The sequence below is a fragment of the Streptomyces sp. GDS52 genome, assembly GCF_052246875.1.
Lineage (GTDB): Bacteria > Actinomycetota > Actinomycetes > Streptomycetales > Streptomycetaceae > Streptomyces > Streptomyces cathayae.
Map to the genome: position 1 here is coordinate 4517062 of NZ_CM125966.1, position 26987 is coordinate 4544048.

29 protein-coding genes and 1 tRNA gene are annotated in these 26987 nt (G+C 70.1%); 20 read left to right on the forward strand and 10 right to left on the reverse strand.

What is annotated here, in order from left to right; translation table 11 throughout:
* The first annotated feature begins 51 nt into the window (after positions 1 to 51).
* Together ACTWJ9_RS20655 and ACTWJ9_RS20660 are read left to right on the forward strand one after the other, a co-directional pair.
* A complete protein-coding gene (locus ACTWJ9_RS20655; RefSeq protein WP_279335720.1) occupies positions 52 to 2412 on the forward strand; it encodes an immune inhibitor A domain-containing protein in 2361 nt (786 codons plus the stop codon).
* A 123-nt stretch (positions 2413 to 2535) separates the two neighbouring features.
* Positions 2536 to 2880, forward strand: a complete 345-nt coding sequence (locus ACTWJ9_RS20660) for a hypothetical protein (protein ID WP_279335721.1) — start codon at positions 2536 to 2538, stop codon at positions 2878 to 2880.
* Positions 2881 to 2918: 38 nt separating this feature from the next.
* Here ACTWJ9_RS20660 and ACTWJ9_RS20665 read toward each other — a convergent pair whose 3' ends face one another.
* Both ACTWJ9_RS20665 and ACTWJ9_RS20670 read right to left on the reverse strand, forming a co-directional pair.
* Complete coding sequence (locus ACTWJ9_RS20665; protein WP_279335722.1) at positions 2919 to 3512, reverse strand: nicotinamidase; 594 nt, start codon at positions 3510 to 3512, stop codon at positions 2919 to 2921.
* Between the two features lie 251 nt (positions 3513 to 3763).
* Positions 3764 to 5116, reverse strand: coding sequence for a nicotinate phosphoribosyltransferase (locus tag ACTWJ9_RS20670; RefSeq protein ID WP_443294565.1), 1353 nt, complete (start codon positions 5114 to 5116; stop codon positions 3764 to 3766).
* 164 nt (positions 5117 to 5280) lie between these two features.
* On the opposite strand from ACTWJ9_RS20670, the gene clpS reads away from it, so the two are divergent.
* The 7 genes from clpS to ACTWJ9_RS20705 all read left to right on the forward strand — a co-directional run bounded on the left by clpS (position 5281) and on the right by ACTWJ9_RS20705 (position 10300).
* Positions 5281 to 5598, forward strand: coding sequence for an ATP-dependent Clp protease adapter ClpS (gene clpS / locus ACTWJ9_RS20675; RefSeq protein WP_279335724.1), 318 nt, complete (start codon positions 5281 to 5283; stop codon positions 5596 to 5598).
* A gap of 56 nt (positions 5599 to 5654) precedes the next feature.
* Positions 5655 to 6257 carry a DUF2017 domain-containing protein gene (locus ACTWJ9_RS20680; protein ID WP_279335725.1) on the forward strand — a complete coding sequence of 201 codons (603 nt, stop codon included), beginning with the start codon at positions 5655 to 5657 and terminating at the stop codon, positions 6255 to 6257.
* Between the two features lie 446 nt (positions 6258 to 6703).
* Complete coding sequence (locus tag ACTWJ9_RS20685; protein WP_387037524.1) at positions 6704 to 8131, forward strand: amino acid permease; 1428 nt, start codon at positions 6704 to 6706, stop codon at positions 8129 to 8131.
* Between the two features lie 186 nt (positions 8132 to 8317).
* Positions 8318 to 8740, forward strand: a complete 423-nt coding sequence (locus ACTWJ9_RS20690; protein WP_279335727.1) for a M67 family metallopeptidase — start codon at positions 8318 to 8320, stop codon at positions 8738 to 8740.
* Positions 8741 to 8836: 96 nt separating this feature from the next.
* Positions 8837 to 8932 carry a putative leader peptide gene (locus ACTWJ9_RS20695; RefSeq protein WP_323056066.1) on the forward strand — a complete coding sequence of 32 codons (96 nt, stop codon included), beginning with the start codon at positions 8837 to 8839 and terminating at the stop codon, positions 8930 to 8932.
* A gap of 123 nt (positions 8933 to 9055) precedes the next feature.
* Positions 9056 to 9343, forward strand: coding sequence for a MoaD/ThiS family protein (locus ACTWJ9_RS20700; protein ID WP_279335728.1), 288 nt, complete (start codon positions 9056 to 9058; stop codon positions 9341 to 9343).
* A 6-nt stretch (positions 9344 to 9349) separates the two neighbouring features.
* A complete protein-coding gene (locus tag ACTWJ9_RS20705; protein ID WP_109378356.1) occupies positions 9350 to 10300 on the forward strand; it encodes a PLP-dependent cysteine synthase family protein in 951 nt (316 codons plus the stop codon).
* Positions 10301 to 10416: 116 nt separating this feature from the next.
* Here the strand turns inward: ACTWJ9_RS20705 and ACTWJ9_RS20710 are convergent, their stop codons facing one another.
* Positions 10417 to 10896 (reverse strand): type II toxin-antitoxin system PemK/MazF family toxin, encoded by a 480-nt coding sequence (locus ACTWJ9_RS20710; protein WP_279335729.1) that lies wholly within the window; start codon positions 10894 to 10896, stop codon positions 10417 to 10419.
* 220 nt (positions 10897 to 11116) lie between these two features.
* Between ACTWJ9_RS20710 and ACTWJ9_RS20715 the strand changes: the two genes are divergently transcribed.
* Entirely contained in the window at positions 11117 to 11866 is a 750-nt protein-coding gene (locus tag ACTWJ9_RS20715) for an MBL fold metallo-hydrolase (RefSeq protein ID WP_279335730.1), read from the forward strand.
* A 126-nt stretch (positions 11867 to 11992) separates the two neighbouring features.
* On the opposite strand, the gene ACTWJ9_RS20720 is transcribed toward ACTWJ9_RS20715, so the two are convergent.
* On the reverse strand, positions 11993 to 13243 hold the full coding sequence (locus tag ACTWJ9_RS20720; RefSeq protein WP_279335731.1) for a PTS transporter subunit EIIC: 1251 nt from the start codon (positions 13241 to 13243) through the stop codon (positions 11993 to 11995).
* 449 nt (positions 13244 to 13692) lie between these two features.
* On the opposite strand from ACTWJ9_RS20720, the gene ACTWJ9_RS20725 reads away from it, so the two are divergent.
* The 4 genes from ACTWJ9_RS20725 to rdgB all read left to right on the forward strand — a co-directional run bounded on the left by ACTWJ9_RS20725 (position 13693) and on the right by rdgB (position 15976).
* A complete protein-coding gene (locus tag ACTWJ9_RS20725; RefSeq protein ID WP_279335732.1) occupies positions 13693 to 13926 on the forward strand; it encodes a PTS glucose/sucrose transporter subunit IIB in 234 nt (77 codons plus the stop codon).
* A 123-nt stretch (positions 13927 to 14049) separates the two neighbouring features.
* Positions 14050 to 14787, forward strand: a complete 738-nt coding sequence (gene rph / locus ACTWJ9_RS20730; protein ID WP_279335733.1) for a ribonuclease PH — start codon at positions 14050 to 14052, stop codon at positions 14785 to 14787.
* A gap of 138 nt (positions 14788 to 14925) precedes the next feature.
* Positions 14926 to 15324: a hypothetical protein gene (locus ACTWJ9_RS20735; RefSeq protein ID WP_279335734.1), complete on the forward strand. Its 399-nt coding sequence runs from the start codon at positions 14926 to 14928 to the stop codon at positions 15322 to 15324.
* A gap of 49 nt (positions 15325 to 15373) precedes the next feature.
* Complete coding sequence (gene rdgB, locus ACTWJ9_RS20740; RefSeq protein ID WP_279335736.1) at positions 15374 to 15976, forward strand: RdgB/HAM1 family non-canonical purine NTP pyrophosphatase; 603 nt, start codon at positions 15374 to 15376, stop codon at positions 15974 to 15976.
* A 52-nt stretch (positions 15977 to 16028) separates the two neighbouring features.
* Here rdgB and ACTWJ9_RS20745 read toward each other — a convergent pair.
* The 4 genes from ACTWJ9_RS20745 to bcp all read right to left on the reverse strand — a co-directional run bounded on the left by ACTWJ9_RS20745 (position 16029) and on the right by bcp (position 18034).
* Positions 16029 to 16112, reverse strand: a tRNA-Leu gene (locus ACTWJ9_RS20745).
* A complete protein-coding gene (locus ACTWJ9_RS20750; protein ID WP_279335737.1) occupies positions 16078 to 16785 on the reverse strand; it encodes an HNH endonuclease signature motif containing protein in 708 nt (235 codons plus the stop codon). Before ACTWJ9_RS20750 ends, ACTWJ9_RS20745 begins: the two co-directional genes overlap by 35 nt.
* Positions 16782 to 17432: an HNH endonuclease signature motif containing protein gene (locus ACTWJ9_RS20755; RefSeq protein WP_279335738.1), complete on the reverse strand. Its 651-nt coding sequence runs from the start codon at positions 17430 to 17432 to the stop codon at positions 16782 to 16784. Before ACTWJ9_RS20755 ends, ACTWJ9_RS20750 begins: the two co-directional genes overlap by 4 nt.
* A 134-nt stretch (positions 17433 to 17566) precedes the next feature.
* Positions 17567 to 18034 (reverse strand): thioredoxin-dependent thiol peroxidase, encoded by a 468-nt coding sequence (gene bcp / locus ACTWJ9_RS20760; protein ID WP_279335739.1) that lies wholly within the window; start codon positions 18032 to 18034, stop codon positions 17567 to 17569.
* Positions 18035 to 18179: 145 nt separating this feature from the next.
* On the opposite strand from bcp, the gene ACTWJ9_RS20765 reads away from it, so the two are divergent.
* Together ACTWJ9_RS20765 and ACTWJ9_RS20770 are read left to right on the forward strand one after the other, a co-directional pair.
* A complete protein-coding gene (locus ACTWJ9_RS20765; RefSeq protein ID WP_279335740.1) occupies positions 18180 to 18509 on the forward strand; it encodes a DUF3618 domain-containing protein in 330 nt (109 codons plus the stop codon).
* Between the two features lie 55 nt (positions 18510 to 18564).
* On the forward strand, positions 18565 to 18921 hold the full coding sequence (locus ACTWJ9_RS20770; RefSeq protein WP_202277633.1) for a GroES family chaperonin: 357 nt from the start codon (positions 18565 to 18567) through the stop codon (positions 18919 to 18921).
* Between the two features lie 141 nt (positions 18922 to 19062).
* Here ACTWJ9_RS20770 and ACTWJ9_RS20775 read toward each other — a convergent pair whose 3' ends face one another.
* Positions 19063 to 21522, reverse strand: a complete 2460-nt coding sequence (locus ACTWJ9_RS20775; RefSeq protein ID WP_443294566.1) for a transglycosylase domain-containing protein — start codon at positions 21520 to 21522, stop codon at positions 19063 to 19065.
* Positions 21523 to 21892: 370 nt separating this feature from the next.
* Between ACTWJ9_RS20775 and ACTWJ9_RS20780 the strand changes: the two genes are divergently transcribed.
* The 4 genes from ACTWJ9_RS20780 to ACTWJ9_RS20795 are packed head-to-tail and all read left to right on the forward strand — an operon-like array spanning position 21893 to position 25449.
* Positions 21893 to 22678 (forward strand): ABC transporter permease, encoded by a 786-nt coding sequence (locus ACTWJ9_RS20780; protein ID WP_279335742.1) that lies wholly within the window; start codon positions 21893 to 21895, stop codon positions 22676 to 22678.
* Between the two features lie 49 nt (positions 22679 to 22727).
* The gene (locus tag ACTWJ9_RS20785; protein ID WP_279338036.1) at positions 22728 to 23492 is read left to right on the forward strand and encodes an ABC transporter permease; all 765 of its coding nucleotides are present in this window, start codon (positions 22728 to 22730) and stop codon (positions 23490 to 23492) included.
* Positions 23493 to 23495: 3 nt separating this feature from the next.
* Entirely contained in the window at positions 23496 to 24566 is a 1071-nt protein-coding gene (locus ACTWJ9_RS20790) for an ABC transporter ATP-binding protein (RefSeq protein ID WP_443294567.1), read from the forward strand.
* 49 nt (positions 24567 to 24615) lie between these two features.
* Complete coding sequence (locus tag ACTWJ9_RS20795; protein ID WP_443294568.1) at positions 24616 to 25449, forward strand: DUF1707 SHOCT-like domain-containing protein; 834 nt, start codon at positions 24616 to 24618, stop codon at positions 25447 to 25449.
* An 87-nt stretch (positions 25450 to 25536) separates the two neighbouring features.
* On the opposite strand, the gene ACTWJ9_RS20800 is transcribed toward ACTWJ9_RS20795, so the two are convergent.
* Positions 25537 to 26904, reverse strand: coding sequence for an SGNH/GDSL hydrolase family protein (locus tag ACTWJ9_RS20800; protein ID WP_279335745.1), 1368 nt, complete (start codon positions 26902 to 26904; stop codon positions 25537 to 25539).
* Positions 26905 to 26987: the final 83 nt, after the last annotated feature.

Sequence of the window (26987 nt, forward strand, 5' to 3'; positions counted from 1 at the left end):
CCATCACCCGGACCCTGCTTTCGCGCGCACGAACGCGGGAGGGGATCTCAAGTGACCAGTAGACCCTGGACGTTCAGAGCAGCCGCGACGGGCGTGGCGCTCGCGGCGGTCACCGCCACCTGCTCTGCGTTCACCGTGGCCCAGGCCGACACGGCCGACCGGGCCGACCGGCCCGCCACCGTGGACCGACAGGACCCGGCGGAGCACCAGCACGTGGAGCACGACCTCGCGGGGCCGCTCTCCAAGACAAGGACGGCACAGCGCGAAGAGGCCCTGAACCAGGTCATATCAGGCCAGGCGTCGGTCAAGAACCGGGACGGTTCGAAGGTCGTCGAACTCAAGGGCAAGGGCAAGAAGGGCACCGGCAAGTACGTCGAGCTCGGCCGCGAGAAGACCGACAAGATCTTCACGATCCTGGTCGAGTTCGGCGACGAGATCGACAGCCGCTACGGCGGCACCCGCGGCCCGCTGCACAACGAGATAGCCGAGCCGGACCGCAGGGTGGACAACTCCACCGCGTGGCAGGCGGACTACGACCAGAAGCACTTCGAGGACATGTACTTCGGCACCGGCAAGGGTGTCGAGTCGCTCAAGACGTACTACGAGAAGCAGTCCTCGGGCCGCTACTCGGTCGAGGGCGAGGTCTCCGACTGGGTCAAGGTCCCCTACAACGAGGCCCGTTACGGCTCCAACCAGTGCGTTCCCGACAACTGCGCCTGGTACGTGGTGCAGGACGGCGTCAACGCCTGGGTCGACGACCAGAAGGCGGCCGGCCGGACCGGCGCCGAGATCAGCGCCGATCTCGCCGAGTACGACCAGTGGGACCGCTACGACCACGACGGCGACGGCGACTTCAACGAGCCCGACGGCTACATCGACCACTTCCAGATCGTGCACGCCGGTGAGGACGAGTCCGCCGGCGGCGGTGCCCAGGGCGAGGACGCGATCTGGGCCCACCGCTGGTACGCCTTCGGCACCGACGCCGGCGCCACCGGACCCGAGCAGAACAAGCTCGGCGGCACCCAGATCGGCGACACCGGCATCTGGGTCGGCGACTACACCATCCAGCCGGAGAACGGCGGACTCGGCGTCTTCGCCCACGAGTACGGTCACGACCTCGGTCTGCCGGACCACTACGACACCGCGGGCGGTGAGAACTCCACCGGCTTCTGGACCCTGATGTCCTCCGGCTCCTGGCTCGGCACCGGCAAGAACGAGATCGGTGACCTGCCCGGCGACATGACCGCCTGGGACAAGCTCCAGCTGGGCTGGCTGGACTACGACACGGCCAAGGCCGCGACGAAGTCGAAGCACAAGCTGGGCCCCGCCGAGTACAACACCCGTGACAAGCAGGCTCTCGTGGTCGCGCTGCCCGAGAAGGCGGTCACCACCGAGGTGGTCGTCCCGGCCGAGGGCGAGACCCAGTGGTGGAGCGGCAGCGGTGACGACCTGAGGAACACCCTGACCCGTTCGGTGGACCTCACCGGCAAGGCGTCGGCCGAGCTGACCCTCGACGGCTGGTACGAGATCGAGTCCGACTACGACTTCCTCTACGCCGAGGTCTCGACCGACGACGGCGCCAACTGGACCGCCCTGGACGGCACGGTGGACGGCCGGCCGATCCCACGCGACGGCAGCGACAAGCCGGCCCTGCACGGCACGGTCGACGGCTACCAGCCGCTGGCGTACCCGCTGGACGCCTACGCCGGTCAGCGGATCGACCTGCGCTTCCGCTACCAGACCGACGGCGGCCTGGCGATGAAGGGCTTCGCGGCCGACCGGATCTCGGTGACGGCGGACGGCACCGCCCTGTTCACGGACGACGCGGAGACCGCGGACGCCGCCTGGACGGCGAAGGGCTTCTCCCGCATCGGAGCGTCCTTCACCAAGGACTACGCGCAGTACTACATCGCCGAGAACCGCCAGTACGTGTCGTACGACAAGACGTTGAAGGTCGGCCCGTACAACTTCGGCTTCGCGAACAGCCGTCCGGACTGGGTGGAGCACTTCCCGTACCAGAACGGCCTGTTGATCTGGAAGTGGGACACCTCCCAGGCCGACAACAACACCAGCCGCCACCCGGGCAGGGGCCTGATCCTGCCGGTCGACTCGCACCCGACCGCGCTGAAGTGGTCCGACGGCACGCTGATGCGCAACCGTATCCAGACGTACGACGCGCCGTTCAGCACGTTCCGCACGGACGGCATCACGCTGCACAAGAACGGCGTCGCGACCAAGATCCGCTCCTCGAAGGGGGTGCCGGTCTTCAACGACCGGACGAACACCTACTACGACGGGACGAACCCGACCGGTGGTGTCCAGATCACTGACACCAACACCAAGATCAAGATCGTCAAGGAGTCCGGAAACGGCTCGACGATCCACCTCGAAGTGGGCCGCGCGACGAAGTAAACAGCGTTTTCGCAGCTCAGAGCGTGATCGGCGGTGACCCCCTGGCGGGTTGCCGCCGATCCGTGTTTAGGTGCGTCCTGTGGCTTTCTTATTGACACCTGGTCCGACGGGGGTATGACATCCATGGCCGCAGGAGGTTTCTGCAAGCTGCCGAACGGCACCGTGGTGGTGGCGCTGAACCTGCCCAGCCCCGCCGCCGGCCCCACCGGCTCGGTGCGCTTCCTCGTGCACGCGGGCAACCGGGCGCGCGCCCTGACCAGGCTGCGCAACCTGGGCCTGCGCGCCGTCTACCTGCGGGGCAACGCGGCCCCGCCGAGCCCCGACGAGATCACCGCGGTGCTGCACCATCCCGATGGGCTCATCTGGCGCACGGCACCCGGCAGCGGCGTCCTGGCCGGCACCGCGCCGGCCGTGGAGCTGTGGCATCCGATCAGGGCACTGCTCGGGCGCCCCACGGCCCCCGCCTGACCCGGCGGTCCCGCGGTCACCGCACGCCTCCTGCGCGTCTACTGCACGACGGGCTTCCCCGAGAGCTCCACGCCCGCTCCGCGCAGCTCCTCGAGCGCCCGCTCGGTGGTCTGTGCGGCCACCCCGGCGGTGAGGTCGAGCAGGACCTGGGCGCGGAAGCCCTCGCGGGTGGCGTCCAGCGCGGTGGCGCGCACGCAGTGGTCGGTGGCGATGCCCACCACGTCCACCTCGTCGATCTGCCGCTCCCGCAGCCAGTCGGCCAGCGTCACACCGTTCTCGTCGGTCCCCTCGAAGCCGCTGTACGCCGCCGAGTACGCCCCCTTGTCGAAGACGGCGTCGACCGCGCCGGAGCTGACCGCGGGGGCGAAGTTCGGGTGGAAGCCGGCGCCCTCCGTCCCGGCGACGCAGTGCGCGGGCCAGGAGCTGACGTAGTCGGGGTTGTCGGCGAAGTGGCCGCCGGGGGCGATGTGGTGGTCGCGGGTGGCCACCACGTGCCGGTAGCCGGCCGGGGCCGGGGTCTGAGCGATCAGCTCGGTGATGGCGGCGGCCACGTCGGCACCACCGGTGACGGCGAGGCTGCCCCCCTCGCAGAAGTCGTTCTGCACGTCAACGACGATCAAGGCGCGGCGCATGGTCGGAGTCCTTCGGCTGTGGGGTCGGGTGGGGAGCGGACCCGGCCGGTGAGGCTCCGGGCCCGTGGAGTGCGGATCGGTACGGATCGTGCACGAAATCGAACGAGAAATCGAACGGAGGGTCGGGTGCGGGGTCGAGTGCGGGATCGAACGTGGAGCGGTGCGGACAGGTGTGCGGCACGACGGGCCGGGGTCCCGGCCGGGGAGCCGTGCGCGCGGCGGGTGCGGGGCGTGCAGCGGGACACGCAGTTCTAGCTACCCGAGCCCTCGCACGCGTACTCCGTCGGAATGACGGGTTCTCCCCGGGAGAGCTGGGTCGCGGAGAGCGGCAGCTCGGCGCGGGCCGCCCGGTGCCGCTCGCGGAGCACGTCCAGCGGCTCGCGCGCGGTCGCGGTCACCTCGCCGCCCTTGACCAGTTCCACCAGCAGCTGCCGGTCGGCCAGCGCGTCGGGCACCTGCCCGGTGCCGACCACCTCGGCCTCGGCGACACCGTCCCCGTCCAGCCGCCGCGCGGCCCACTTGCGGCCGCCGACGGAGGTCTTGCCACCGGTGGACCTCTTCGTCACCGGCACCAGCGGTGCCTTCGGGTCGGCGGACTCGGCGCGGGCGACCAGCTTGTAGACCATGGAGGCCGTCGGGTGCCCGGAGCCGGTCACCAGCTGGGTGCCGACGCCGTACGCGTCCACCGGCGCGGCGGCCAGGGAGGCGATGGCGTACTCGTCCAGGTCGGAGGTCACCAGGATCCTCGTCCCGGTGGCGCCCAGCTCGTCCAGCTGCTGCCGCACCCGGTGCGCCACCAGCAGCAGGTCACCGGAGTCGATCCGTACGGCGCCCAGCTCCGGCCCGGCGACCTCGACGGCCGCGCGGACCGCCTCGGCCACGTCGTAGGTGTCCACCAGCAGTGTCGTACCGCCGCCGAGGGAGTCGACCTGCGCCCGGAAGGCGTCCCGCTCGCTGTCGTGCACCAGGGTGAAGGCGTGCGCGGAGGTGCCCACGGTCGGGATGTTGTAGCGGAAGCCGGCCGCCAGGTCCGAGGTGGAGGTGAAGCCGCCGAGGTACGCGGCCCGGGCGGCGGCCACCGCGGCCAGCTCGTGGGTGCGCCGGGCGCCCATCTCGATCAGCGGCCGGTCCCCGGCGGCGGAGGACATCCGGGAGGCCGCCGCGGCGATCGCCGAGTCGTGGTTGAGGATCGACAGGATCACGGTCTCCAGCAGCACGCACTCCGCGAAACTGCCTTCCACCCGCATGATCGGCGAGCCCGGGAAGTACACCTCACCCTCCGGGTAGCCCCAGATGTCGCCGGAGAAGCGGTAGTCGGCCAGCCAGTCGAGGGTCCGCCCGTCGACGACGTTCTTCTCGCGCAGGAAGTCGAGGACGGCCCCGTCGAAACGGAAGTTCTCCACCGCGTCCAGGACCCGCCCGGTGCCGGCCACCACGCCGTAGCGGCGGCCGTCCGGCAGGCGCCGGGTGAAGACCTCGAACACGCTGCGCCGGTCGGCGGTGCCACCGTTCAGGGCGGCCTGCAGCATCGTCAGCTCATAGTGGTCGGTGAAGAGCGCCGTGGACGGAACAGCCACCGGCAACCCAAGGTCCGCTGTGTTCATACGACGAATGCTACCCCCATTTCGTCACTCTGACGATTTCTATCCCGTCACGGACCGGCCGGGGCCGGTCGCGGGTGCGGCCCCGCAGGTGATTCCGGGTGAAACCCGGACGTATGACGGCCCGTGCGGGCCGGTTTGTGCTCTTGACGCCTTCCGGTGGCAGCATGGGCACTGTGACGTCACCCGCACCCCTGGAGATCGAACGCACCGAGTCGGCGGAAGAGGCCTTCGCCGTACCCGAGCCCGACGTCCCCTGGATCACCATCGTCCACAACGACCCGGTCAACCTCATGAGCTATGTGACGTACGTCTTCCAGACGTACTTCGGCTACTCCAAGGACAAGGCCACCAAGCTCATGCTCGACGTCCACCACAAGGGTCGGGCGGTCGTCTCCAGCGGCACGCGCGAGGAAATGGAACGCGACGTCCAGGCCATGCACGGCTACGGCCTGTGGGCCACCCTCCAGCAGGACCGGAAGTGACCACGCCGGACCCGACCCACCCCCGCCCGCGTGACCGGAAGTAGCGAATCGCCTCCATGTCAGGACAATTCGAACCGCTCCCCGACGGCGGCGCGGCCGTCGCCCTCGACGACGTCGAGATCTCCATCATCCGCTCCCTGGCCGTGCAGCTCATGGAGCTCCTCGGCCCCGGCCCGGCCGAGGACGCCCCCGACGACCCGCTCGCCGGACTCTTCACCGAGGGCCCGAGCGAGCCGCCCACCGACCCGGTGCTGCGCCGGCTCTTCCCGGACGCCTACGGCGACCCCGAGGAGCCCGACTCCCTCAAGGACACCGAGGAACAGCGGGCGCACTCCGCGGAGTTCCGCCGCTTCACCGAGAACGACCTGCGGGCCGGCAAACGCGACAACGCCCTCGCGGTGATCCGCTCCCTGGACGCCCTCACCGCGGCCGGTGAGGGCGGGGCGGTGCTGAAGCTCTCGGCCGGGGAGTCCCGGCAGTGGCTCGGCGCGCTGAACGACCTGCGCCTGGCGATCGGCTCCCGGCTGGAGATCGACGACGAGGGCGACACCGACCTCCTCTTCCGCCTCCCGGACGAGGACCCGCGCAAGCCCATGGTGATGGCGTACCTGTGGCTCGGCGGCCTCCAGGAGACCCTCGTCGAGACCCTCATGCCGTAGGCGCGCCACGCCCGCCGCCGCCCGCCGCAGGGCCGAGTCGCCGCCCGTCGCGGTGCGGCGCCACGCTTTCGGCGGAGCGACGCCGCCCATGTCGGGCAACCGGTCGGTATGTTCGGGAAAGTCCGCCGACGTGTTCGCTCAGAGAACACTCAAGTCCGCGTGGCGATCCTGTCAAGGCTTTCGCCTCCTATGTGCTCCTCGGGCGACCTTCGCCCACTTCCTCCTGTGGTGTGCGTCACAAACGGCTGCTGATCAGTGTTGCGACCGTGGTAGATCTGCACGACCACCAGGTGAACGCCACTCATGCGTTCGTCGGGTGAGCCACGAGTCGGCAACCGCCGGCCAGGCGTGAGCGGGCCCGCTCAGCTCCATCAGTCCGGGGGGACCGAGACCCGATCCGGGGCCCACCAGCGGCCCGGATCGACATGGAGAAAGGCGCATGCCACATGGCCTCACCGCAGGTCGACACGGAGTCCGTATCCGGCGAGGGGTACGAGCGCGGACTCAACAGCCGGCAAGTCCAGATGATCGCGATCGGCGGCGCCATCGGCGTCGGCCTCTTCCTGGGAGCCGGAGCGAACATCGCCAAGGCCGGACCCAGCCTGATCGTCATGTACGGCCTCGCCGGCGTGATCATCTTCTTCATCATGCGGGCGCTCGGCGAGCTTCTGCTCTACCGCCCGGTCTCGGGTTCCTTCGCCGAGTACTCGCGGGAGTTCCTCGGCCCGTTCTTCGGCTACTTCACCGGCTGGACGTACTGGCTGATGTGGATCGTCATCGGTATGGCCGAACTCACGGCCGCCGCGATCTACGTCAACTACTGGTTCCCGCAGATCCCGCAGTGGGTCACCGCCCTGGTCTTCCTGCTCGTCCTCTTCGGGGCCAACCTCATCTCGGTGAAGATGTTCGGCGAGATCGAGTTCTGGTTCTCGATGGTCAAGGTCACCGCCATCATCGGCATGATCGTGATCGGGCTCGGCGTGCTCACCTTCGGCTTCAGCGCCGCCGGGGACACCGCCGCGGTGTCCAACCTCTGGGCCTTCGACGGCTTCTTCCCCAAGGGCATCGGGTCGTCCCTGATGACCCTCCAGGGCGTCATGTTCGCCTACCTCGCCGTCGAAATCGTCGGCGTCACGGCCGGCGAGTCCAAGAACCCGGAGAAGACCCTCCCCAAGGCGATCAACACCCTGCCCTGGCGCATCGCCCTGTTCTACGTCGGCGCCCTCACCGTCATCCTGTGCGTGGTCAAGTGGACCGAGTTCGGGCCGGGCGTCAGCCCCTTCGTCGCGGCCTTCGCCCAGATCGGCATCCCGGCCGGCGCCGGCATCGTCAACTTCGTCGTGCTGACCGCCGCCCTGTCCTCCTGCAACTCCGGGATGTACTCCACGGGCCGCATGCTGCGCAGCCTCGCGGACAACGGCGAGGCCCCGCGGACCTTCAAGCGGCTGTCCTCCAGCAGGACCCCGGCGCTCGGCATCGCCACCTCGGTGGTCTTCATGGGCATCGGCGTCGTCCTGAACTACGTCGTCCCGGAGAAGGCGTTCGGCTACGTCACCTCCATCGCCACGGCGGCCGGCATCTGGACCTGGCTGATGATCCTGATCAGCCACATCCTCTACCGCCGCCAGGTGGTCGCGGGCAGGCTGCCCGCCTCCTCCTTCCCGGCGCCCGGCGGCTCGGTGTGCTCCTACATCGCCATCGTGTTCCTGCTCTTCGTCACCGCCCTCATCGCGATCGACGCGGAGGCCAGGATCTGTCTCTACGTGATGGCCGGCTGGGCCATCGTCCTGAGCATCGGCTGGATGGTCCTCAAGAACCGCAGCCCGCGCAGCACCGAGGGCCGCGAGCCGGAGTTCGCGAAAATCAGCCGCTAGCTCCTGCCGACCGTGCCGGAGCACCGGCCGTGGGGTTCTGCCGGGTGACCGTACCCGTCGTGCGGGAGTACTCGTGGCACTCCCGCACGACCACCGTTCAAGGCGTCCGGTGTCCCGGCGTCCGGCATCCGGGCCGTCCCGTACCACCCCTCGGTACGGGACGGCCCTCTGCTTATCCTGAACCTCATGCTGACCCTCACCCAGACCCTGTACGACCAGATCGTCGCCCACGCACGCAAGGACCACCCCGACGAGGCGTGCGGTGTGGTCGCGGGTCCCGTGGGCTCCGGCCGCCCCGAGCGCTTCATCCCCATGCTGAACGCGGCCCGCTCACCCACGTTCTACGAGTTCGACTCGAAGGACCTGCTCAAGCTGTACCGCGAGATGGACGACAACGACGAGGAACCGGTGATCGTCTACCACTCGCACACCGCGACCGAGGCCCACCCCTCCCGCACCGACATCGACCTGGCCGGCGAACCCGGAGCCCACTACGTCCTGGTCTCCACCGCCGACCTCGACGGCCTCGGCGAGTTCCAGTTCCGCTCGTTCCGCATCGTGGGCGGCGAAGTCACCGAGGAAGAGGTCGAGGTCGTCGAGGCGTACTGACGCGCCGATCTGCACGTTCCCACACCCCGGTCGTCAATCATCCGCAGTATGAGACGGCATTCGGTTCCCGTCATCGGGAATCGATACGATGAGCTCATGGTTCTCCATGACGTGAGCGACAAGACGCCGGGCAAGCTGCTCGTGGCGCGGCTGCACGTCGACCTGTGCAGACTCGCCAGTGCCATCTGTTGACACCGAGCTTCCCGCCGTACGGCCCGTGAGCCCCGGCGGCCCCACCGCGCAGGCACGCCTGCACACCTCCCGCGCCGCCGCGCGCCCACCGACCAGACGACATACCGACAGGAGCCCCCTGCCATGGCCATCGAGGTCCGTATCCCGACCATCCTCCGCCAGTACACCGACGGTCAGAAGGCGGTGGAGGGCACCGGAGAGACCCTTACCGACCTCTTCGCCGACCTCGAGACCCGGCACCCGGGCATCAGGGCCCGCCTCGTCGACGACACCAAGGGCGACCAGCTGCGCCGCTTCGTCAACGTGTACCTCAACGACGAGGACGTCCGCTTCCTGGACGGCATCAGCACCAAGCTGTCCGACGGCGACAGCGTCACGATCCTGCCGGCCGTGGCCGGCGGCGCGGCCTGATCCCGGATGCGCTACGACTCGCCGCTGGCCGCGGTGGGCAACACCCCTCTGGTGGGCCTGCCGCGGCTGTCGCCGTCCGCCGACGTCCGTATCTGGGCGAAGCTCGAGGACCGCAACCCGACCGGCTCGATCAAGGACCGCCCGGCCCTGTTCATGATCGAGCAGGCGGAGAAGGACGGCCGGCTCACCCCGGGCTGCACCATCCTGGAGCCGACGTCCGGCAACACCGGCATCTCCCTGGCGATGGCCGCCAAGCTCAAGGGCTACCGCATGGTGTGCGTGATGCCCGAGAACACCTCCCAGGAGCGCCGGGAACTCCTCGCCATGTGGGGCGCGGAGATCATCTCCTCCCCAGCCGCGGGCGGTTCCAACACCGCCGTACGGGTGGCCAAGGAGATCTCCGCCGAACACCCGGACTGGGTGATGCTCTACCAGTACGGCAACCCCGACAACGCCGGCGCCCACTACGCGACGACCGGCCCGGAGATCCTCGCCGACCTCCCCTCGATCACCCACTTCGTGGCCGGCCTCGGCACCACCGGCACCCTCATGGGCGTCGGCCGCTACCTGCGCGAGCACAAGCCGGACGTGAAGATCGTCGCCGCCGAACCGCGCTACGACGACCTGGTCTACGGACTGCGCAACCTCGACGAGGGCTTCGTTCCCGAGCTGTACGACGCCTCCGTCCTCACCACCCGTTTCTCGGTCGGCTCCGCCGACGCGGTCACCCGCACCCGTGAACTCCTCCAGCAGGAGGGAATCTTCGCGGGTGTCTCCACCGGTGCCGCCCTGCACGCCGCGATCGGCGTCGCGAACAAGGCGCTCAAGGCGGGGGAGTCCGCCGACGTCGCCTTCGTCGTCGCCGACGGCGGCTGGAAGTACCTGTCGACCGGCGTCTACACCGCCGCCACGACGGAGGAAGCCATCGACACGCTCCAGGGCCAGCTCTGGGCGTGACCCGCACGAGGACAGCACGAAGGGGCCGAAGACCTACTCCGGCCCCTTCGATGTTTTCGGGGTTCTGGGTGGGGTCCTGGGATCCCGGCGCCCTCGGCGTCCCGCCCGCCACCGGGTCACCGGGCCAGATGCCGCACCCGCTCCCACAGCGCCCGGTCGACGACCCCCACCCGGCGCCGGAACCCCCGCACCGGCACCTCGCGCACCTCGTCCGTCTCCAGGAAGCTCGCCCGCCCCCGGGCATCCCCCACGGCCCCCGCCGGCAGCGGGATCACCCCGCCGCGCCCCTCCCGGAAGCGCGTCGTGATCTTCGCGACGGTCGCCCGCTCCCCACGCACCGCCAGCACCAGGCACGGCCGGTCCTTCGACGCCCCGGCCCCCGCCGCCGGCCCGTCCTCGTAGGGCACGTCGGCCCACCAGATCTCCGCGGGCCGCGGACCGCCGGCCGTGTCGGCCGTCGCTGCGGTCGCCGCCCCCGAGGCCCGCGTCCGGCGTTCGGAGCGGGACCGGTGCCCCCGGCCCCAGCCGTCGACGAGCGTGGCGACCAGCGCGAGCAGTACCACCGCGACGAGGGCGAGCCACCACGACGTGTCCATGACCCGACGGTACCGGGCACCCGACGGCCCCGGCGCGCACCGCGAGCGTGCGCCCCCTCACACTCCTCGCACGACCCGCGGCCATCCGAACCGGTGACAGCACAGGTGAGTTCCCCCACAACCGTCCCTGGCGAAGGAGCGGCCAAAGGTTTTGAGTCTTACGCTCGACGGACCGCACGACCCCCGTTCCCCTCACCCCGCCAGCGGAGGTTTCTGCTTCATGAAGCTCACCGTCGTCGGCTGCTCGGGGTCGTTCCCGTCCACGGAATCGGCCTGCTCGAGCTACCTCGTCGAGGCCGACGGCTTCCGGCTGCTTCTCGACATGGGCAACGGTGCCCTGGGCGAGCTGCAGCGCCACTGCGGTCTCTACGACCTGGACGCGATCTTCCTCAGCCACCTGCACGCCGACCACTGCATCGACATGTGCGCGTACTTCGTGGCGCGCTACTACCGGCACGGAGGCCCCTGCGACCCGATCCCGGTCTTCGGACCCGAGGGCACGGAGCACCGGCTGACCACCGCCTACGACGACACCCCCTCGGCCTCCTCGATGAGCGAGGTCTTCGACTTCCACACGGTCAAGCCCTCCACCTTCGAGCTCGGCCCGTTCGTCGTGCACACCGAACGCGTCGCGCACCCGGTGGAGGCGTACGCCATCCGTCTCGAGCACGGAGGGAAGTCGCTGACGTACTCCGGTGACACCGGAGTGTGCCGGGCGCTCGACGAACTCGCCCACGACACCGACCTGTTCCTGTGCGAGGCCGCCTTCACCCACGGCAAGGAGAACATCCCCGACCTGCACCTCAACGGTCGCGAGGCGGGTGAGACGGCGGCCCGCGCCCGCGCCCGCCGGCTGGTCCTCACCCACATCGCCCCGTGGACCGACCCCCAGGTCAACCTCGCCGACGCCCGCGCCGTCTACGACGGCCCGGTGGAACTCGCGGCACCCGGCGCGACGTACGTGCTCTGAGCCCGCGCACGCCCGAGGCCACGCACGACCGCGCCCGCGCCCACGCACGACCGAGGCCCCGGAGCCGTCTTCCCTGACGGCTCCGGGGCCTCGGTCACGCTGTCGTACGGGGACGACGAGGACCACTCACGCCTTCGTGGTGTCCTCGATCTCCTCCTCGGGTTCACGGCCCGGGGTCGGCAGGTTGAACTTGACGATCGCGAAGCGGAACACCGTGTAGTAGATCGCCGCGAAGACCAGACCGATCGGGATGATCAGCCAGGGTTTGGTCGCCAGGTTCCAGTTGAGCCCGTAGTCGATGGCGCCCGCCGAGAAGGTGAAGCCCGCATGCACCCCGAGCGCCCAGGTGATCGCCATGGACAGGGCGGTGAGCACCGCGTGGATCACGTACAGCGCCGGGGCGATGAACATGAACGCGAACTCGATCGGCTCGGTCACACCGGTCACGAAGGACGTCAGGGCGAGGGAGATCATCATGCCCATCACGGCCTTGCGGCGCTCCGGGCGGGCGGCGTGCGCGATGGCGATCGCGGCGGCCGGCAGACCGAACATCATGATCGGGAAGAAGCCCGACATGAACATTCCGGCGTCCGGGTCCCCGGCGAAGAACCGGTTCAGGTCACCGTGGACGACCTCGCCCGCGGCGTTGGTGAAGTCGCCGATCTGGAACCAGGAGACGGTGTTGACGAACTGGTGCATGCCGACCGGGATCAGCGCACGGTTGATCAGGCCGAACAGACCCGCGCCGACGGCGCCGAGGCTGGTGATCCACTCACCGACGTTCGAGATGCCGTCGCCGATCGGCTCCCAGACCAGACCGAAGAAGACACCCATCGCGGTGCCGACGAACGCCATGATGATCGGCACCAGACGGCGGCCGTTGAAGAAGCCGAGCCAGTCCACCAGCTTCTTGCGGTGGTAGCGCTGCCAGAGCACCGCCGCCAGCAGACCCATCAGGATGCCGCCGAGCACACCGGGGTTGTTGTAGGTCGCGGCTATGTCCTCGCCGGCCTGCACCTTCGCCTCGGTGACGGGGAACGCCTTCAGGACGTTGCTGTAGACCAGGAAGCCGACCAGGGCGGCGAGCGCCGTGGAGCCGTCGGCCTTCTTGGCGAAGCCGATGGCCACACCGATGCAGAACAGCATCGGGAGGTTGTCGAAGATCGCGCCACCGGCGGTGGCGAACACGGCCGCGACCTTGTCCCAGCCGAGACCGTCGGCGCCGAACACGTCGGGCTGGCCGAGCCGCAGCAGGATGCCCGCCGCCGGCAGCACGGCGATCGGGAGCTGGAGACTGCGACCCACCTTCTGCAGGCCTTGGATCAGGCCGGATCCCCGCTTCTTCGCGGGAGCCGCCGATGCGGTGGCGGTGCTCATACTTCCTCCATCGGTGGTGGTCTACACCACTCAGTGGTGTAGACCTGTTGTAGCACGATGAAGGCCATATAAGGAACCCGTCGATTCCGCAACCGGAGCACTACGCGCCGTGCCCGCCCGGCGGTCCGCGGCACCGTCCCCGAGGGTGCGCCGAAGGCCCCCGGATCCATGATCCGAGGGCCCGAACGGCCGGCTCCACTGTAAGGGAGCCGCCGCATATAGCACCCTTGGCGTCGGCTGAAGGTTGCGGCCGTTTCCTCGGGCGCGCCCGGGGGTGCCGGCAGTCGTCCGCGGCGGGGTTTGGCGAGGGCCCTCCCGGTGGTGTAGACCAGCCGGGAGCGGTTCCGCCGTCGTGGCGCCCTCCTTCGGCACCGACGGCACGACCCCTCGCAAGGATGGGCCAACTGTGGGTTACTGCGACAAAGCGGTTCGGATCAGGGAGAGCGAACATGGCCACCAAGGCTGAGAAGATCGTTGCCGGGCTCGGCGGCATCGAGAACATCGAGGAGATCGAAGGCTGCATCACCCGCCTCCGCACCGAAGTCATCGACCCCGCCAAGGTCGACGACGCCGCACTGAAGTCCGCCGGAGCCCACGGCGTCGTCAAGATGGGCAGCGCCATCCAGGTCGTCATCGGCACCGACGCCGACCCCATCGCGGCCGAGATCGAAGACATGATGTGACACCGGGCGAACCGGGCGAACCCGGCAACCGGGCAACCCCCGGCCCCCCAGGGCCCCTTCCGGACAGCGGCGAGCCCGCCACCCCGGAAGGGGCCCTTCCCGTGGGGGACTAGGCTCGACGCCATGTCTCGAATCGACGGCCGCACCCCCGATCAACTCCGCCCGGTCACCATCGAACGCGGCTGGAGCAAGCACGCCGAAGGCTCCGTCCTCGTCTCCTTCGGCGACACCAAGGTCCTCTGCACCGCCTCCGTCACCGAAGGCGTCCCCCGCTGGCGCAAGGGCAGCGGCGAGGGCTGGGTCACCGCCGAGTACTCGATGCTCCCCCGCGCCACCAACACCCGCGGCGACCGCGAATCCGTCCGCGGCCGCATCGGCGGCCGCACCCACGAGATCAGCCGCCTCATCGGCCGCTCCCTGCGCGCCGTCATCGACTACAAGCAACTCGGCGAGAACACCATCGTCCTGGACTGCGACGTCCTCCAGGCCGACGGCGGCACCCGCACGGCCGCCATCACCGGCGCCTACGTCGCCCTCGCCGACGCCATCAACTGGTCCAGGAACAACAAGCTCATCCGCGCCAGCCGCCAGCCCCTCACCGGCACCGTCAGCGCCGTCTCCGTCGGCATCGTCGACGGCGTCCCGCTCCTCGACCTCTGCTACGAGGAAGACGTACGCGCCGACACCGACATGAACGTCATCTGCACCGGCGACGGCCGCTTCGTCGAGGTCCAGGGCACCGCCGAGGCAGCCCCCTTCGACCGCACCGAACTCAACAGCCTCCTCGACCTCGCCGTCACCGGCTGCGCGGACCTGACCGCCGCACAGCAGGCCGCACTCGACAGCGTCCTCGAAAGGTAAAAGACACACCAAGGGACGTGGCCGACGCGGGCAACCACGCCGGCCACCCCCGCGTCTGAAGGAATACGGACGCACGGACGAACCCGGACGCCCGACCGGACGCACGGGCCGCCCGGCCCGACAAGGAGGAACCGTTCCATGGCCGCGAGCCGCCGACGCCGCACCACAGCCGTCGCCGCCACCCTGGCGGCCGTCGCACTGACCGCCGGACTCACCACCGGCTGCAGCGCCGTCGACAAGGCACTCGACTGCGTCCGGACCGCCGACGCCATCGCCGACAGCGTCACCGAACTCCAACAGGCCGTCGAGAACGCCTCCGACGACGTCACCCGACTCGAGGAGTCCCTCGACTCCATCGAGCGCAACCTCGGCGAGATAAGCGACAAGACCGACAACGCCGACGTCGGCAAGGCCGTCGACGACCTCGAACAGGCCACCGTCAACGTCCGCACCTCCATCGAGAACGGCGACAAGACCCCCGACATCAGCCCCGTCACCGACGCCGCCGGCGAACTGACGAAGGTCTGCACCCCGTAGCGCGAGGGGGCGAGCGGCCGACGGCACAGGGCCCGGAATACTGGGCCCCATGACCCGCCTGATCCTCGCCACCCGCAACACCGGAAAGATCACCGAGCTCCGGTCGATCCTCGCCGACGCCGGACTGCCCCACGAACTCGTCGGCGCCGACGCCTACCCCGACGTCCCCGACGTCAAGGAAACCGGCACCACCTTCGCCGACAACGCCCTCCTCAAGGCCCACGCCCTCGCCCAGGCCACCGGCCACCCCGCCGTCGCCGACGACTCCGGCCTCTGCGTCGACGTCCTGGGCGGCGCCCCCGGCATCTTCTCCGCCCGCTGGGCCGGCCGGCACGGCGACGACCAGGCCAACCTCGACCTGCTCCTCGCCCAGCTCTCCGACATCCCCGACGACCACCGCGGCGCCCACTTCGCCTGCGCCGCCGCCCTCGCCCTCCCGGACGGCACGGAGAGGGTGGTCGAAGGCCGACTGAGGGGCACCCTGCGCCACACCCCCGCCGGCACCGGCGGCTTCGGCTACGACCCGATCCTCCAGCCCGACGACGAAACCCGCACCTGCGCGGAGCTCTCCGCCGCCGAAAAAAACGCCATCAGCCACCGCGGCAAGGCCTTCCGAGCCCTGGTACCGGCGGTGCGTGAGCTGTTGGGCTGAGCCCGCATGGCGACGGCCTGCGCATCATCCTTCGATTCGCAGGCCGTTAGTGTGCGGCGGAAGGGATTCGAACCCTCAAGCCCGATCAAGGGCCACAGATCCTAAGTCTGCTGCGTCGCCGTTGCGCCACCGCCGCTGGCGCCTGTCATGGTACCGGGAGTCGTGCGTTGCCTTGTGCCTCCCCTGCACCACGTGCTGGTGATCGCGTGGCAGTTGGGACACAGCAACCGCAAGTTCTCCCGCCGGTCGTCCCGCCAGTCCCCGTTGATGTGATCGACCTCCAGGGTCATGGGTCTGCCCAGCCATTCGGGACCGACTCCGCAGCGGGCGCATTCCTCGGCCACTCCGACACTGATAAGCGCCCGGCGCAGGCGCTTGGTCGCTCTCCGAGTGGTACTGCCGTGCTTCACCAGCACCTCTTCAGGGTTCTTGGCGTTCGTACCGAGTTTTCCTCGGTGGTGGGCCTGCCCAAGGAAATGCGACGTCGAGATGCGGTGCTCGGCGATCCACATACGCAACTGCGCGCGTTGTGCGCCGTTGTCAGGGCGGTTCAGGCGACGCAGCACCCCTGCTAGGGAGATCGACTCGGTGACTGCCGCTCGTAGCTCGTCCTCCGTGGGGCGAGAGCGCCTGCCGCAGGGGCGAAAGTGCGAGATGTCGATGCCGAAGTGAACGAACCGTCTCGACAGGTACCGGCGGAGGTTCCCGTATGGCCGGGCACCCAGGAAAGCGATGACCTCATCGATGTCGGTGCACCTCTCGGCTGCCTCGGCCAGCCGTCCGGAGGTGTACCGCATGCTGCTGGTCACGAGTCATGCCTCTTGCCTCGACCGCGGTAAGTGTCAGTCGTCGAATGGCAGTTGGGACAGAGCAGCCGAAGGTTCTCGATCCGGTTGTTCCGCCAGTTGCCGTCGACGTGATCGACCTCGAGTGGCAGCGGCTCTCCGAGCCACACCGGCTCGATTCCGCAGAGCGCGCAGCGCTCGTCCAGGCCGAGTTCGCGAATCGCCCTCTTGAGGCGACTGCTCGGAATGCGCCTGGCGTGATCCGACGTGTCCTCGACGAGGATCTCCGCAGCGGTCCGGCGGCGCTGGTTGTACCTCTGCCGCTCGGTGCGGACCACTGGCGTGAAGTGCGAGGTGTCGATGCCGTACGCCTTGATGCGGCGGCTGATGTGCGCGTGATGACCCCCGACGACTTCGATCCCGAGGCGGCGCAGCACCTCGTACATGCTGGTCGACGTGGAGACCGCCGCTTGCAGAACGTCCCTGGTCCATCGCACTCCATCGGGCTCGAAATGTGAAACGTCCACGCCCAGTTTCTTCATCCGCCCTCGGATGTACGCCCGCGTCGAACTCCTCGGATCCACCTCCAGCCGCATCAACGCCTCCGACAACGTCCGCGCCCCCCGAGCTGCCTCCTCCAGGCGCTCCTTGGTGTATGCACTGGCCCTCATCGGTTCCCCTCCGATCCCGGCCACCCGTTCGTGGCCTCGTACGGAGTAACGAACCGTTTATCGGACGGTCACGCGTGGAACGCGCGACGGCTCGTACCGGGAGTCGGTACGAGCCGTCGTCGGGGTTCTCAGGGTCAGATCGCCAGGTCCTTGATGATCTTGGCGACGTGGCCCGTGGCCTTGACGTTGTAGAGGGCGCGTTCGACCTTGCCGTCCTCGTCGACGACGATCGTGGAGCGGATGACGCCGACGACCGTCTTGCCGTAGAGCTTCTTCTCGCCGTAGGCGCCGTACGCCTCCAGGACCTGCTTGTCGGGGTCGGCGAGGAGGGTGACCTTCAGGGACTCCTTCTCGCGGAACTTGGCGAGCTTCTCCGGCTTGTCGGGCGAGACGCCGATGACGTCGTAGCCCGCGCCGGCCAGCAGTTCCAGGTTGTCGGTGAAGTCGCAGGCCTGCTTGGTGCAGCCGGGGGTGAGCGCGGCCGGGTAGAAGTAGACGATGACCTTGCGGCCCTTGTGGTCGGCCAGGGACACCTCGTTGCCGTCGGCGTCGGGCAGGGTGAAGGCGGGGGCGTCGTCCCCGGGCTGGAGGCGTTCGCTCATCGGTCTGGTCTCCTCTTACGTGCGCGCTGGGTGGATCAGGTACCGGGTTCGAGGGTATCCGGGTGCCCTGACGGTGCGGCGCGGCGTGAAGCTGACAGACTGTCCGGCACAGGTACGGGTTTCAGCGGATTTCGGAGGCGACACGGTGGCGGACACGGCGGACACCAGAACCCCGGCGCAGATCGAGGCGGACATCAGCCGCCGTCGCGCGGTGCTGGCCGAGACCCTCGACGAGATCGGTGTGCGGGTGCACCCGAAGACGATCGTCGGGGACGCGAAGGCCAGGGTCGCCTCCAACATCGACCACACGCTCGGCAGGGCGTACGTCGGGGTCAATCGTGCGGTGAGCGACGTGAAGGCGCAGTTCGTGGACGCGGACGGGGCGCCGCGGCTGGAGCGGGTGGTGCCGGTGGCGCTGCTGGTGGTGGGCGTCGTGGGGCTGCTGACCCTGGGGACGCGTCGGCGCAGGCGCTGACCCGGTCCGCGACCCGCGGGCGTGCGTCCGTGGTGAGGGCAGGTAGGTTTCAGGTGTGAGCGCCAAGAGAAACGAGCACGACCCCCGGCACGACAAGCTGCCCATCCGGATGCTGCACGACCGCGTACTCGTGCGGCAGGACGCGAGCGAGGGTGAGCGGCGTTCCGGGGGCGGCATCCTGATTCCCGCGACGGCGGCGGTCGGCCGCCGGCTGGCGTGGGCCGAGGTCGTCGCGGTGGGGCAGAACGTGCGGACGGTGGAGCCGGGTGACCGGGTGCTGTTCGATCCGGAGGACCGCGCGGAGGTCGAGGTGCGGGGCACCGCCTATGTGCTGATGCGGGAGCGTGATCTGCACGCCGTGGCCGCGGACCGGTTCGAGGGTTCGGAGGATTCGACGGGCTTGTACCTGTAGATCTGGGACGAGGAAGGGCTGGTGACCGTCGTCACCAGCCCTTTTCTTCCTCGTCTCGCCCAGTGGTGGTCGTGGTCGCGGTGGTGGGGCTGAAGGTGGCCTCGGGGCGCGGAGCCCGGTCGCCTGCTCCCTCCCGGTCGCTCAGGGTCTGCGGGGGCTCTGCTGGAGGTGGCCGGTGAGGCCACCCCGGTTGCCCGGGTCGTCCGGGTTGTCCTGGTCGCCTCTGCCGGTGCCCGTTCCGGCCGGTCCGTCCGGTCCGTCCGGCCCGTCCGTGCCGTTGGCTCCGTCGGTGCCGCCGTCGGTGGCGCCTGCGGGGGTGCTGTCCGAGGTGCCGCCGCCGGTGGGGATGTCGCCGGTGGTGCCCTCGTCGGTCCGGCCCCGGGGTCCGCCCTCGGTGCCGTCCTCGCCGTTCTCGTCCTGCTCCCGGTTCCGGTCGACGTTCTCGTCCGTGCCGGGCGTGTCGGACGTGCCGTCGTCCGGGTCGCCCGAGGAGGGGGCGGCGCTCGCGGTGGGCGGTGCGGTGTGCTCGGCGCCGCGCTGGAGCCGGAGGTCGAAGTCGCTGACGGGTTCGCCCTTCAGCGCCTCCCGGGTGAACTGGGCCCAGATCTCGGCGGGAGGGCCGCCGCCGTTGATGCGGGGCAGGCCCAGGGCCCCGTACAGCTCCTTCTGTGCGGCGGTGACGGGGTCCTGGCCCATGACGGAGACGACGGTGACCAGTTCGGGTGTGTAGCCGGCGAACCAGGCGGCCCTGTCCTCCTCGGCGGTGCCGGTCTTGCCGGCGGCGGGGCGGCCTGCGCCCTGGGCGGCGGAGGCGGTGCCGTTCTGGACGACGCCGCGCAGGACGGCGGTGGTGGTGTCGGCGGCTTCGCGGCTCACGGCCTGGCGGGTCTTCCGCTCGGGCAGCGGCACCGTCTTGTTCCCGTCCTTGGTGATCTTCTCGATCAGCGTGTAGGCGCCGTGTTCGCCGTGGTTGGCGAGGGTCGCGTACGCCACGGCCATGTCCAGGGCGCTGGCGGTGGCCACTCCGAGGGCGATGGAGGGGGAGGGGGTCAGTTCGGGGGTGGTGGCGGGGATGCCGAGGTCGATGGCGGTCTGCTGGACCCTGTCGGAGCCGACGTCGACCGCCATCTGGGCGTAGACGGCGTTGACGGACTTGTCGGTGGCCTCGCGGACGGTGATGTGGCCGTAGGAGCGGTCGTCCTCGTTGGCCGGGGCGTAGCGTTCGCCGGGCCAGCCCTGGACGGTGCGTTCGTTGGTGCCGTCGTAGACGGTGTTCGGGGTGATGGGCTGTCCGCTCTGGGTGGTGGCCCTGTTCTCGACGGCGGAGGCGAACACGAACGGTTTGAAGGCGGAGCCGACCTGGTAGTCCCTGCGGGTGGCGTTGGGGGTGTACTGCTTGACGTAGTCGATGCCGTTGTACATCGCCACGACCTTGCCGGAGCGGGGGTCGATGGCGGCGCCGCCCGCGCGGACGTAGGTGTCGACTTTTCGGTTCTCCGGGTCGAGCCGGTCGATCAGGTTGTCGTTGACGGCGTCGACGAAGGCGTCCTGCTTGTCCTTGTGCAGGGTGGTGGTGATGCGGTGGCCGCCGACGTCGAGTTCCTCCTCGTCGAGGATCTTGTTCCGGACCAGGTGGTCCTTCACGGTGCGCACGATGTAGCCGTGCTGGCCGGACATGCCGGTGGAGGTGGTGGTCTCCTTCGGCTCGGGGAACTTCAGGCCGGGGCGCTCCGCCTCGCTCAGCCAGCCCTGCTGGACCATGCCGTCCAGGACGTAGTTCCAGCGGGACTCGACGGCGGGCCGGTTCTCCGGGTGGGCGATGACGTCGTACTGGCTGGGGGCGTTGACGAGGGCGGCGAGGTAGGCGGCGCGGGGGGCGTCGAGGTCCTGTGCGTCGATGCCGTAGTAGGCCTGGGCGGCGGCCTGGATGCCGTAGGCGTTGCGCCCGAAGTAACTGGTGTTGAGGTAGCCCTCGAGGATCTCGTCCTTGCTCTGTTCGCGTTCCAGCTTGATGGCGATGAAGAACTCCTTCACCTTGCGGGTGACGGTCTGCTCCTGGCGCAGGTAGTAGTTCTTCACGTACTGCTGGGTGATGGTCGAGCCGGACTGTTTGCCCTTGCCGGTGGCGGTGTTCCAGGCGGCGCGGATCATCGCCTGGGGGTCGACGGCGGACTCGGTGTAGAAGTCGCGGTCCTCGGCGGCGAGGACGGCGTGCTGGGCTTCTTCGGAGATCCGGTCGAGGCGGACGCTCTCCCGGTTGACCTCGCCGTCGCGGGCGAGGACGGATCCATCGGCGTACAGGTAGACGTTGGCCTGCTGGGTGGCGAGGGCGTTGGCGGACGGGATGTGCACCAGGCTGTAGCCGAGGAAGAACGCGCCGACGAGAAGGAGGGCGGCGACGAGGAAGCCGCCGAGCACCATCCGCCAGGTGGGGACGTAACGGCGCCATCCGGTGCGCGTCCGCTTGCCCCCGGCTCCGGTCCGGCTCCCGCTTCCGCTCCCGGTTCCGGTTCCGGTTCCGCGCTGCGGGGTACCGGTGGTCCGCGGCTCCCGTGGTGCCCAGCCCTGGCCGTGCTGCTGTGGCTGCGGCTCGTCGCTCATGTCGAGTACGGCCTCCTGTTTCGCCGTGTTCGTCGCGGTATGCGTGATGGGTTCACGTTCGCGTCGTGTGTTGCTCTTCGTTCCTCTTATAGAGGACTGTCGCATCCGGCGCTCAGTTCCCTGCCGACGGCGCGTCCGGGCCGCGCATGCGGCTTCTCACACGTATGGCCCTCGAGGTGCGGGGTACGGCCGCGGGCGGCCGGTTGCGGTGCGGGGGCCGTCGCCCGCGAGGTCGCCGGAAAACACCTGGCAGGGCGTCAGGCGCGGGCAGTACGATCCTGCGCTTCGGCGCCGGACGCGAAGAGGTCGGGAGACGGTGGTGGGTGAGGCCGCGAGTACCGGCTTACGTGCAGGTGGGGGCTCGGTCCGGTTGTATCTGGCCGTGGTGGCCGGGGGCTTTCGGCGGTACGCGACGTACCGGGCGGCGACGGTGGCCGGGGTGTTCACCAACACCGTTTTCGGACTGATCCTGGTGTACACCTATCTGGCGTTGTGGAACGAGCGGCCGGACCTCGGGGGGTACGGGCCGGCGCAGGCGGTCACGTACGTGTGGCTGGGGCAGGCGCTGTACGCGACGCTGGCCGTTCAGGGCGGCGGGTTCGAGATCGAACTGATGGAACGGATCCGTACGGGTGAGATCGCGATCGACCTGTACCGGCCGGCCGACCTGCAGTGGTGGTGGCTGGCGCACGATCTGGGCCGGTCGGGGTTCCAGTTGCTGGGGCGGGGGGTGGTCCCCTTCCTGTTCGGGGTGCTGGTCTTCCCGGTGGCGCTGCCCGGCGATCCGCTGACCTGGTTCGCGTTCCTGCTGACGGTGCTGCTCGCGATGGTGGTCAGTTTCGCGATCCGGTATCTGGTGGCGCTGAGCACGTTCTGGCTGCTGGACGGCACGGGGGTGATGCAGATGCTGATGATCCTGGGGCTGCTCTGCTCGGGCATGGTGCTGCCGCTGAACGTCTTCCCCGGGCTGTTCGGGGAGGTCGTACGGGTGCTGCCGTGGGCGGCGCTCCTCCAGGGGCCGGCCGACGTCCTGATGGGCGAGACGGGCGCGTTGCCGGTGTTCGCGCTCCAGGGCGCGTGGGCGGTGGCGCTGCTGGCGGCGGGGCGGCTGGTGCAGTCGGCGGCGACGCGGCGGGTGGTGGTCCAGGGTGGCTGACGGTGGCGGGTCGGCGCTGGGGGTGCGCGCGTACGGGCTGATCGCGGGGATGTGGATCCGGTCGACCATGGCGTACCGGACGTCGTTCGTCCTGACGACCGTGGGGAGCCTGGTGGTGACCGGGCTGGACTTCGTCGGGATCGCGCTGATGTTCTCGCACGTCGACGTGCTGGCCGGTTACGTGCTGGCCGAGGTGGCGTTCCTGTACGGCCTGTCCATGCTGTCCTTCGGGGCCGCGGACCTGGCGCTGGGTTCGATGGACCGGCTGGGGCGCCGGGTGCGGGACGGCACGCTCGACACGCTGCTGGTGCGGCCGGTGCCGGTGCTCGCCCAGGTGGCCGCGGACCGTTTCGCCCTGCGCCGGGTCGCCCGTCTGCTGCAGGGGCTGATCGTCCTGTGCTGGGCCGTGGTCTCGCTGGACGTCGACTGGACGCCGCTGAAGCTGCTGCTGATGCCGGTGACGGTGGTGAGCGGGGCGGCGATCTTCTGCGCGGTGTTCGTGGCGGGCGCGGCGTTCCAGTTCGTGGCGCAGGACGCGTCCGAGGTGCAGAACGCGTTCACCTACGGCGGGCAGACGCTGCTGCAGTATCCGCCGACGGTGTTCGCGCAGGAACTGGTGCGGGGGGTGACCTTCGTGCTGCCGCTCGCCTTCGTCAACTGGGTGCCCGCGTCCTATGTGCTGGGCCGGCCGTATCCGCTCGGGCTGCCGGAGTGGGCGGTGTTCGGGTCGCCGGTGGTGGCGGCGGTGTGCTGCGCGCTGGCGGGGGTGGCGTGGCGGGCGGGGCTTCGTTCGTATCGGAGTACAGGGAGTTAGCCGGTGGACGGTGACGGCGACGGTGGGTTCATCCTTCTCGACCGGGTCGAGAAGGTCTTCGACGTGCGGAAGAGGACCGGCTTCCTGAAGCGGGAGCGGCGGCGGGTGCGGGCCGTGGACTCGCTCTCGTTCGCCGTGGCCCGCGGCGAGATGGTCGGCTACATCGGGCCGAACGGCGCGGGCAAGTCGACCACCGTCAAGATGCTGACGGGGATCCTCACCCCGAGCGGCGGACGGCTGCGGGTGGCCGGTATCGATCCCACCCGGGAGCGGATGCGGCTGGCGCACCGGATCGGGGTGGTGTTCGGGCAGCGGACGACGCTGTGGTGGGACCTGCCGCTGATCGACTCGTACCGGTTGATGCACCGCATGTACCGGATTCCCGACGCGCGGTACCGCGCGAACCTGGAGCGGCTGGTCGAACTGCTGGATCTGCGTGCCCTGTTGGACACCCCGGTGCGTCAACTGTCCCTGGGGCAGCGGATGCGCGGCGACATCGCGGCGGCGCTGCTGCACGACCCGGAGGTGCTGTACCTGGACGAGCCGACCATCAGTCTGGACGTCGTCTCCAAGACCAGGGTGCGGGAGTTCCTGCGGGAGTTGAACGCCGAGCGGGCCACGACGGTGCTGCTGACCACGCACGACCTGCAGGACATCGAGCAGTTGTGCTCGCGGGTGATGGTCATCGACCACGGCCGGCTGATGTACGACGGCCCGCTCGCCGGGCTGCACCGGGCGGGGGAGAGCGAGCGGACCCTGGTGGTGGACCTGGAGCGGGAGATGCCGCCGATCGACGCGCCGGCGCCCGCGCGGGTGGTGCGGGTGGAGGGGCCGAGGCAGTGGCTGGCGTTCCCGGCGACGGAGTCGGCGGCTCCGCTGGTGGCGCGGATCGCGGCGCAGTACCCGCTGGTCGACCTGTCGGTGCGGGAGCCGGACATCGAGGCGGTGATCGCGAAGATGTACGCGGAGCGGGCAGACCAGGCGGACCAGGCGGACGGGGTGGACGGGGTGGAGCAGGCAGAGCAGGCGGGTGCGGCGGAGCAAGCGGACGCGGCGGGGCGGGCGGTCCCGTAGACCCTGCCGCTCGTAGCCCTCGATCGGGGGACCTCGTAGGCTGCTGTCCATGACCGACGACGCAGTCCCGGACCTCCGCGCCTCCGATGCCGACCGAGAGCGGGTCGCCGCCGTCCTGCGGGACGCGGTCGCGGAGGGGCGCCTCGACATGGAGGAGTTCGAGGAGCGGCTGGACGCGACGTACAAGGCGCGGACCTACCGGGAACTTGAGCCGATCACCCGCGATCTGCCCGCCCCGGGCGTGACGGCCCCCGCCGTGTCCCTGACCAAGCCCCCGGAGCGGGGCGACACTTGGGCGGACCGGGTGGTCCCGGGCAGTGAGGGGACGTCGACCTGGGCCGTCGCCGTGATGTCGGGGTTCCAGCGCAAGGGCCGCTGGACGGCGCCGCGACGGTTCAACTGCTTCACCTTCATGGGCGGCGGGCAGATCGACCTGCGGGAGGCGAACTTCGCGGACCGCGAGGTCGTGATCAACGCGATTGCGATCATGGGCGGGGTGGACGTCATCGTCCCGCCGGGTGTCGAGGTCGTCGTCCGCGGTTTCGGCCTCATGGGCGGCTTCGACCACAGCGAGGAGGGCGAGCCGGGTGACCCGGGCGCCCCGCGGGTGGTCGTCACGGGGTTCGCCTTCTGGGGCGGTGTCGGTGTCCAGCGCAAGATGGCCCGGGCGGAGAAGCAGCGGCTGCGCGAGGAACGCCGTCGCGAGAAGCTGGAACGCAGGGACCGCAAGGAACACGGCGGCGAGCTCGGCGCCTCCTCGTCCGGCCAGGCCTCCCTGGGCCACGGCGGGCACGGGGCCGGGCACGGCTACGGCTCCTTCGACTCCCTGCACGGCCGCCACGGCGAGGAGCAGCGCGAGCCCCGCCGCGACGGCGACCGCTGACCGGACCGGACCAGACCGGACCGGACTGAACCGGACTGAACCGAACCGGACCGGACCGCCCGCGTCGGGCGGTCGCCCGCCCGCTCCCTACAGCCGGGCCGGTGCCCCGCCCTTCAGGTCGTCCAGGTCGAAGACCTCCGCCATCCGCGTGTACCCCCGGTCGCTCGGGTGGAGGTGGTCGCCCGAGTCGTAGTCGAAGCGCAGCCGGCGCGGGTCGTACGGGTCGCGCAGGGCCCGGTCGAAGTCGACGACGGCGTCGAAGACGCGCCCCGCGCGGATCTCCGCGTTGATCTGCTGCCGTACCGCCTCGCGCGGGCCGGTGTGGCCGCGGTGGCCGCCGAACGGCATCAGGGTCGCGCCGACGACCTTCAGCCCGCGGGCGTGCGCCCGCTCGACCAGGGTGTTCAGGCCGCCGACGACCGCGTCCGGGTCGGCGAGGTCCCGGTCGCGCAGGATGTCGTTGACGCCGAGGACGATGACGACGACCCTGACGTTCGTACGGTCGAGGACGTCGCGGTCGAAACGGTTCAGGCCGCTGGGGTTCTCCGGGGGGCGGCCGAGGCCGTCGGCGAGGACGCGGTTGCCGCTGATGCCCTCGTTGACGACGCCGTGGCGCGGCACGTTCCGCCCGGCCTCGGCCGCGGCGCGCAGCCGGTCGGACAGGACGTCCGGCCAGCGGTTGTTGCCGCCGGTGGTGGAGGTGATCCCGTCGGTGAGCGAGTCACCGAGGACGACGACGGTGCCGTCGGCCTCCTTGCTCAGCACGTCCAGCGCGGTCAGGTAGCGCCAGGAGGCGCTCTCCTCGGTGTACGCGACGCCGGTCGTGTCGCGGGTGTGCTCGCCGCGGGCGGCGTAGGAGATCTGGCGGGCGTGCGGGTGGTACGTGACCGGTCCGGAGACGCTGGGGGAGTACGTCGTGACCAGGACGTCCCCGTCGTGCGGGACGGCGACGCGCACGGCGTCGCTCAGCACCCGGCCGCCGGCCGGGATGACGACGGCGGGGCCGCCGCCGAAGGTGAGCCGCCGCATCGTGCCGGCGAGCGCCGCCGGGGTGCCCCGGCCGGCGGAGACGGCGATCGTGGCGTGGGTGACGGTCAGCGGGGACTGCCCGTAGAGGTTGGACAGGGTGATCCGGGCGCCGGTGCCGCCGACGCTGGTGTGCACGACGTTGCGCACCGAGCGGCCCGCGAGGCCGGTCGTCTCGGTGCCGGGTTCGCCTCCGACGGGGGAGGCGGCCCAGGAGCCGACCCAGGTGCCGGTGGAGGCGGGTGCGGCCGGGTTCCGCGGGGCGTCGCGGCCCTCGGCGAGGGTGCCGCGGTGTCGCGTACCGTCGTCGGAGGCCGCCGTGACGTATATGGCGGCGGAAACGGCCACGATCGCGGCGACCATGGCGGCGAGCAGGGCGCGGTACTTCGCGGGCGGCGCCCCCGCGCCCCCGTCACGTCGCCGGGTCATGCTGTTCTGTTCTCCTCGGACGGTGGGAGCCCGAGGCTCCGTTCGGATGACCATGATGCGTCATGGCCGAGGGGGAGTCGCCC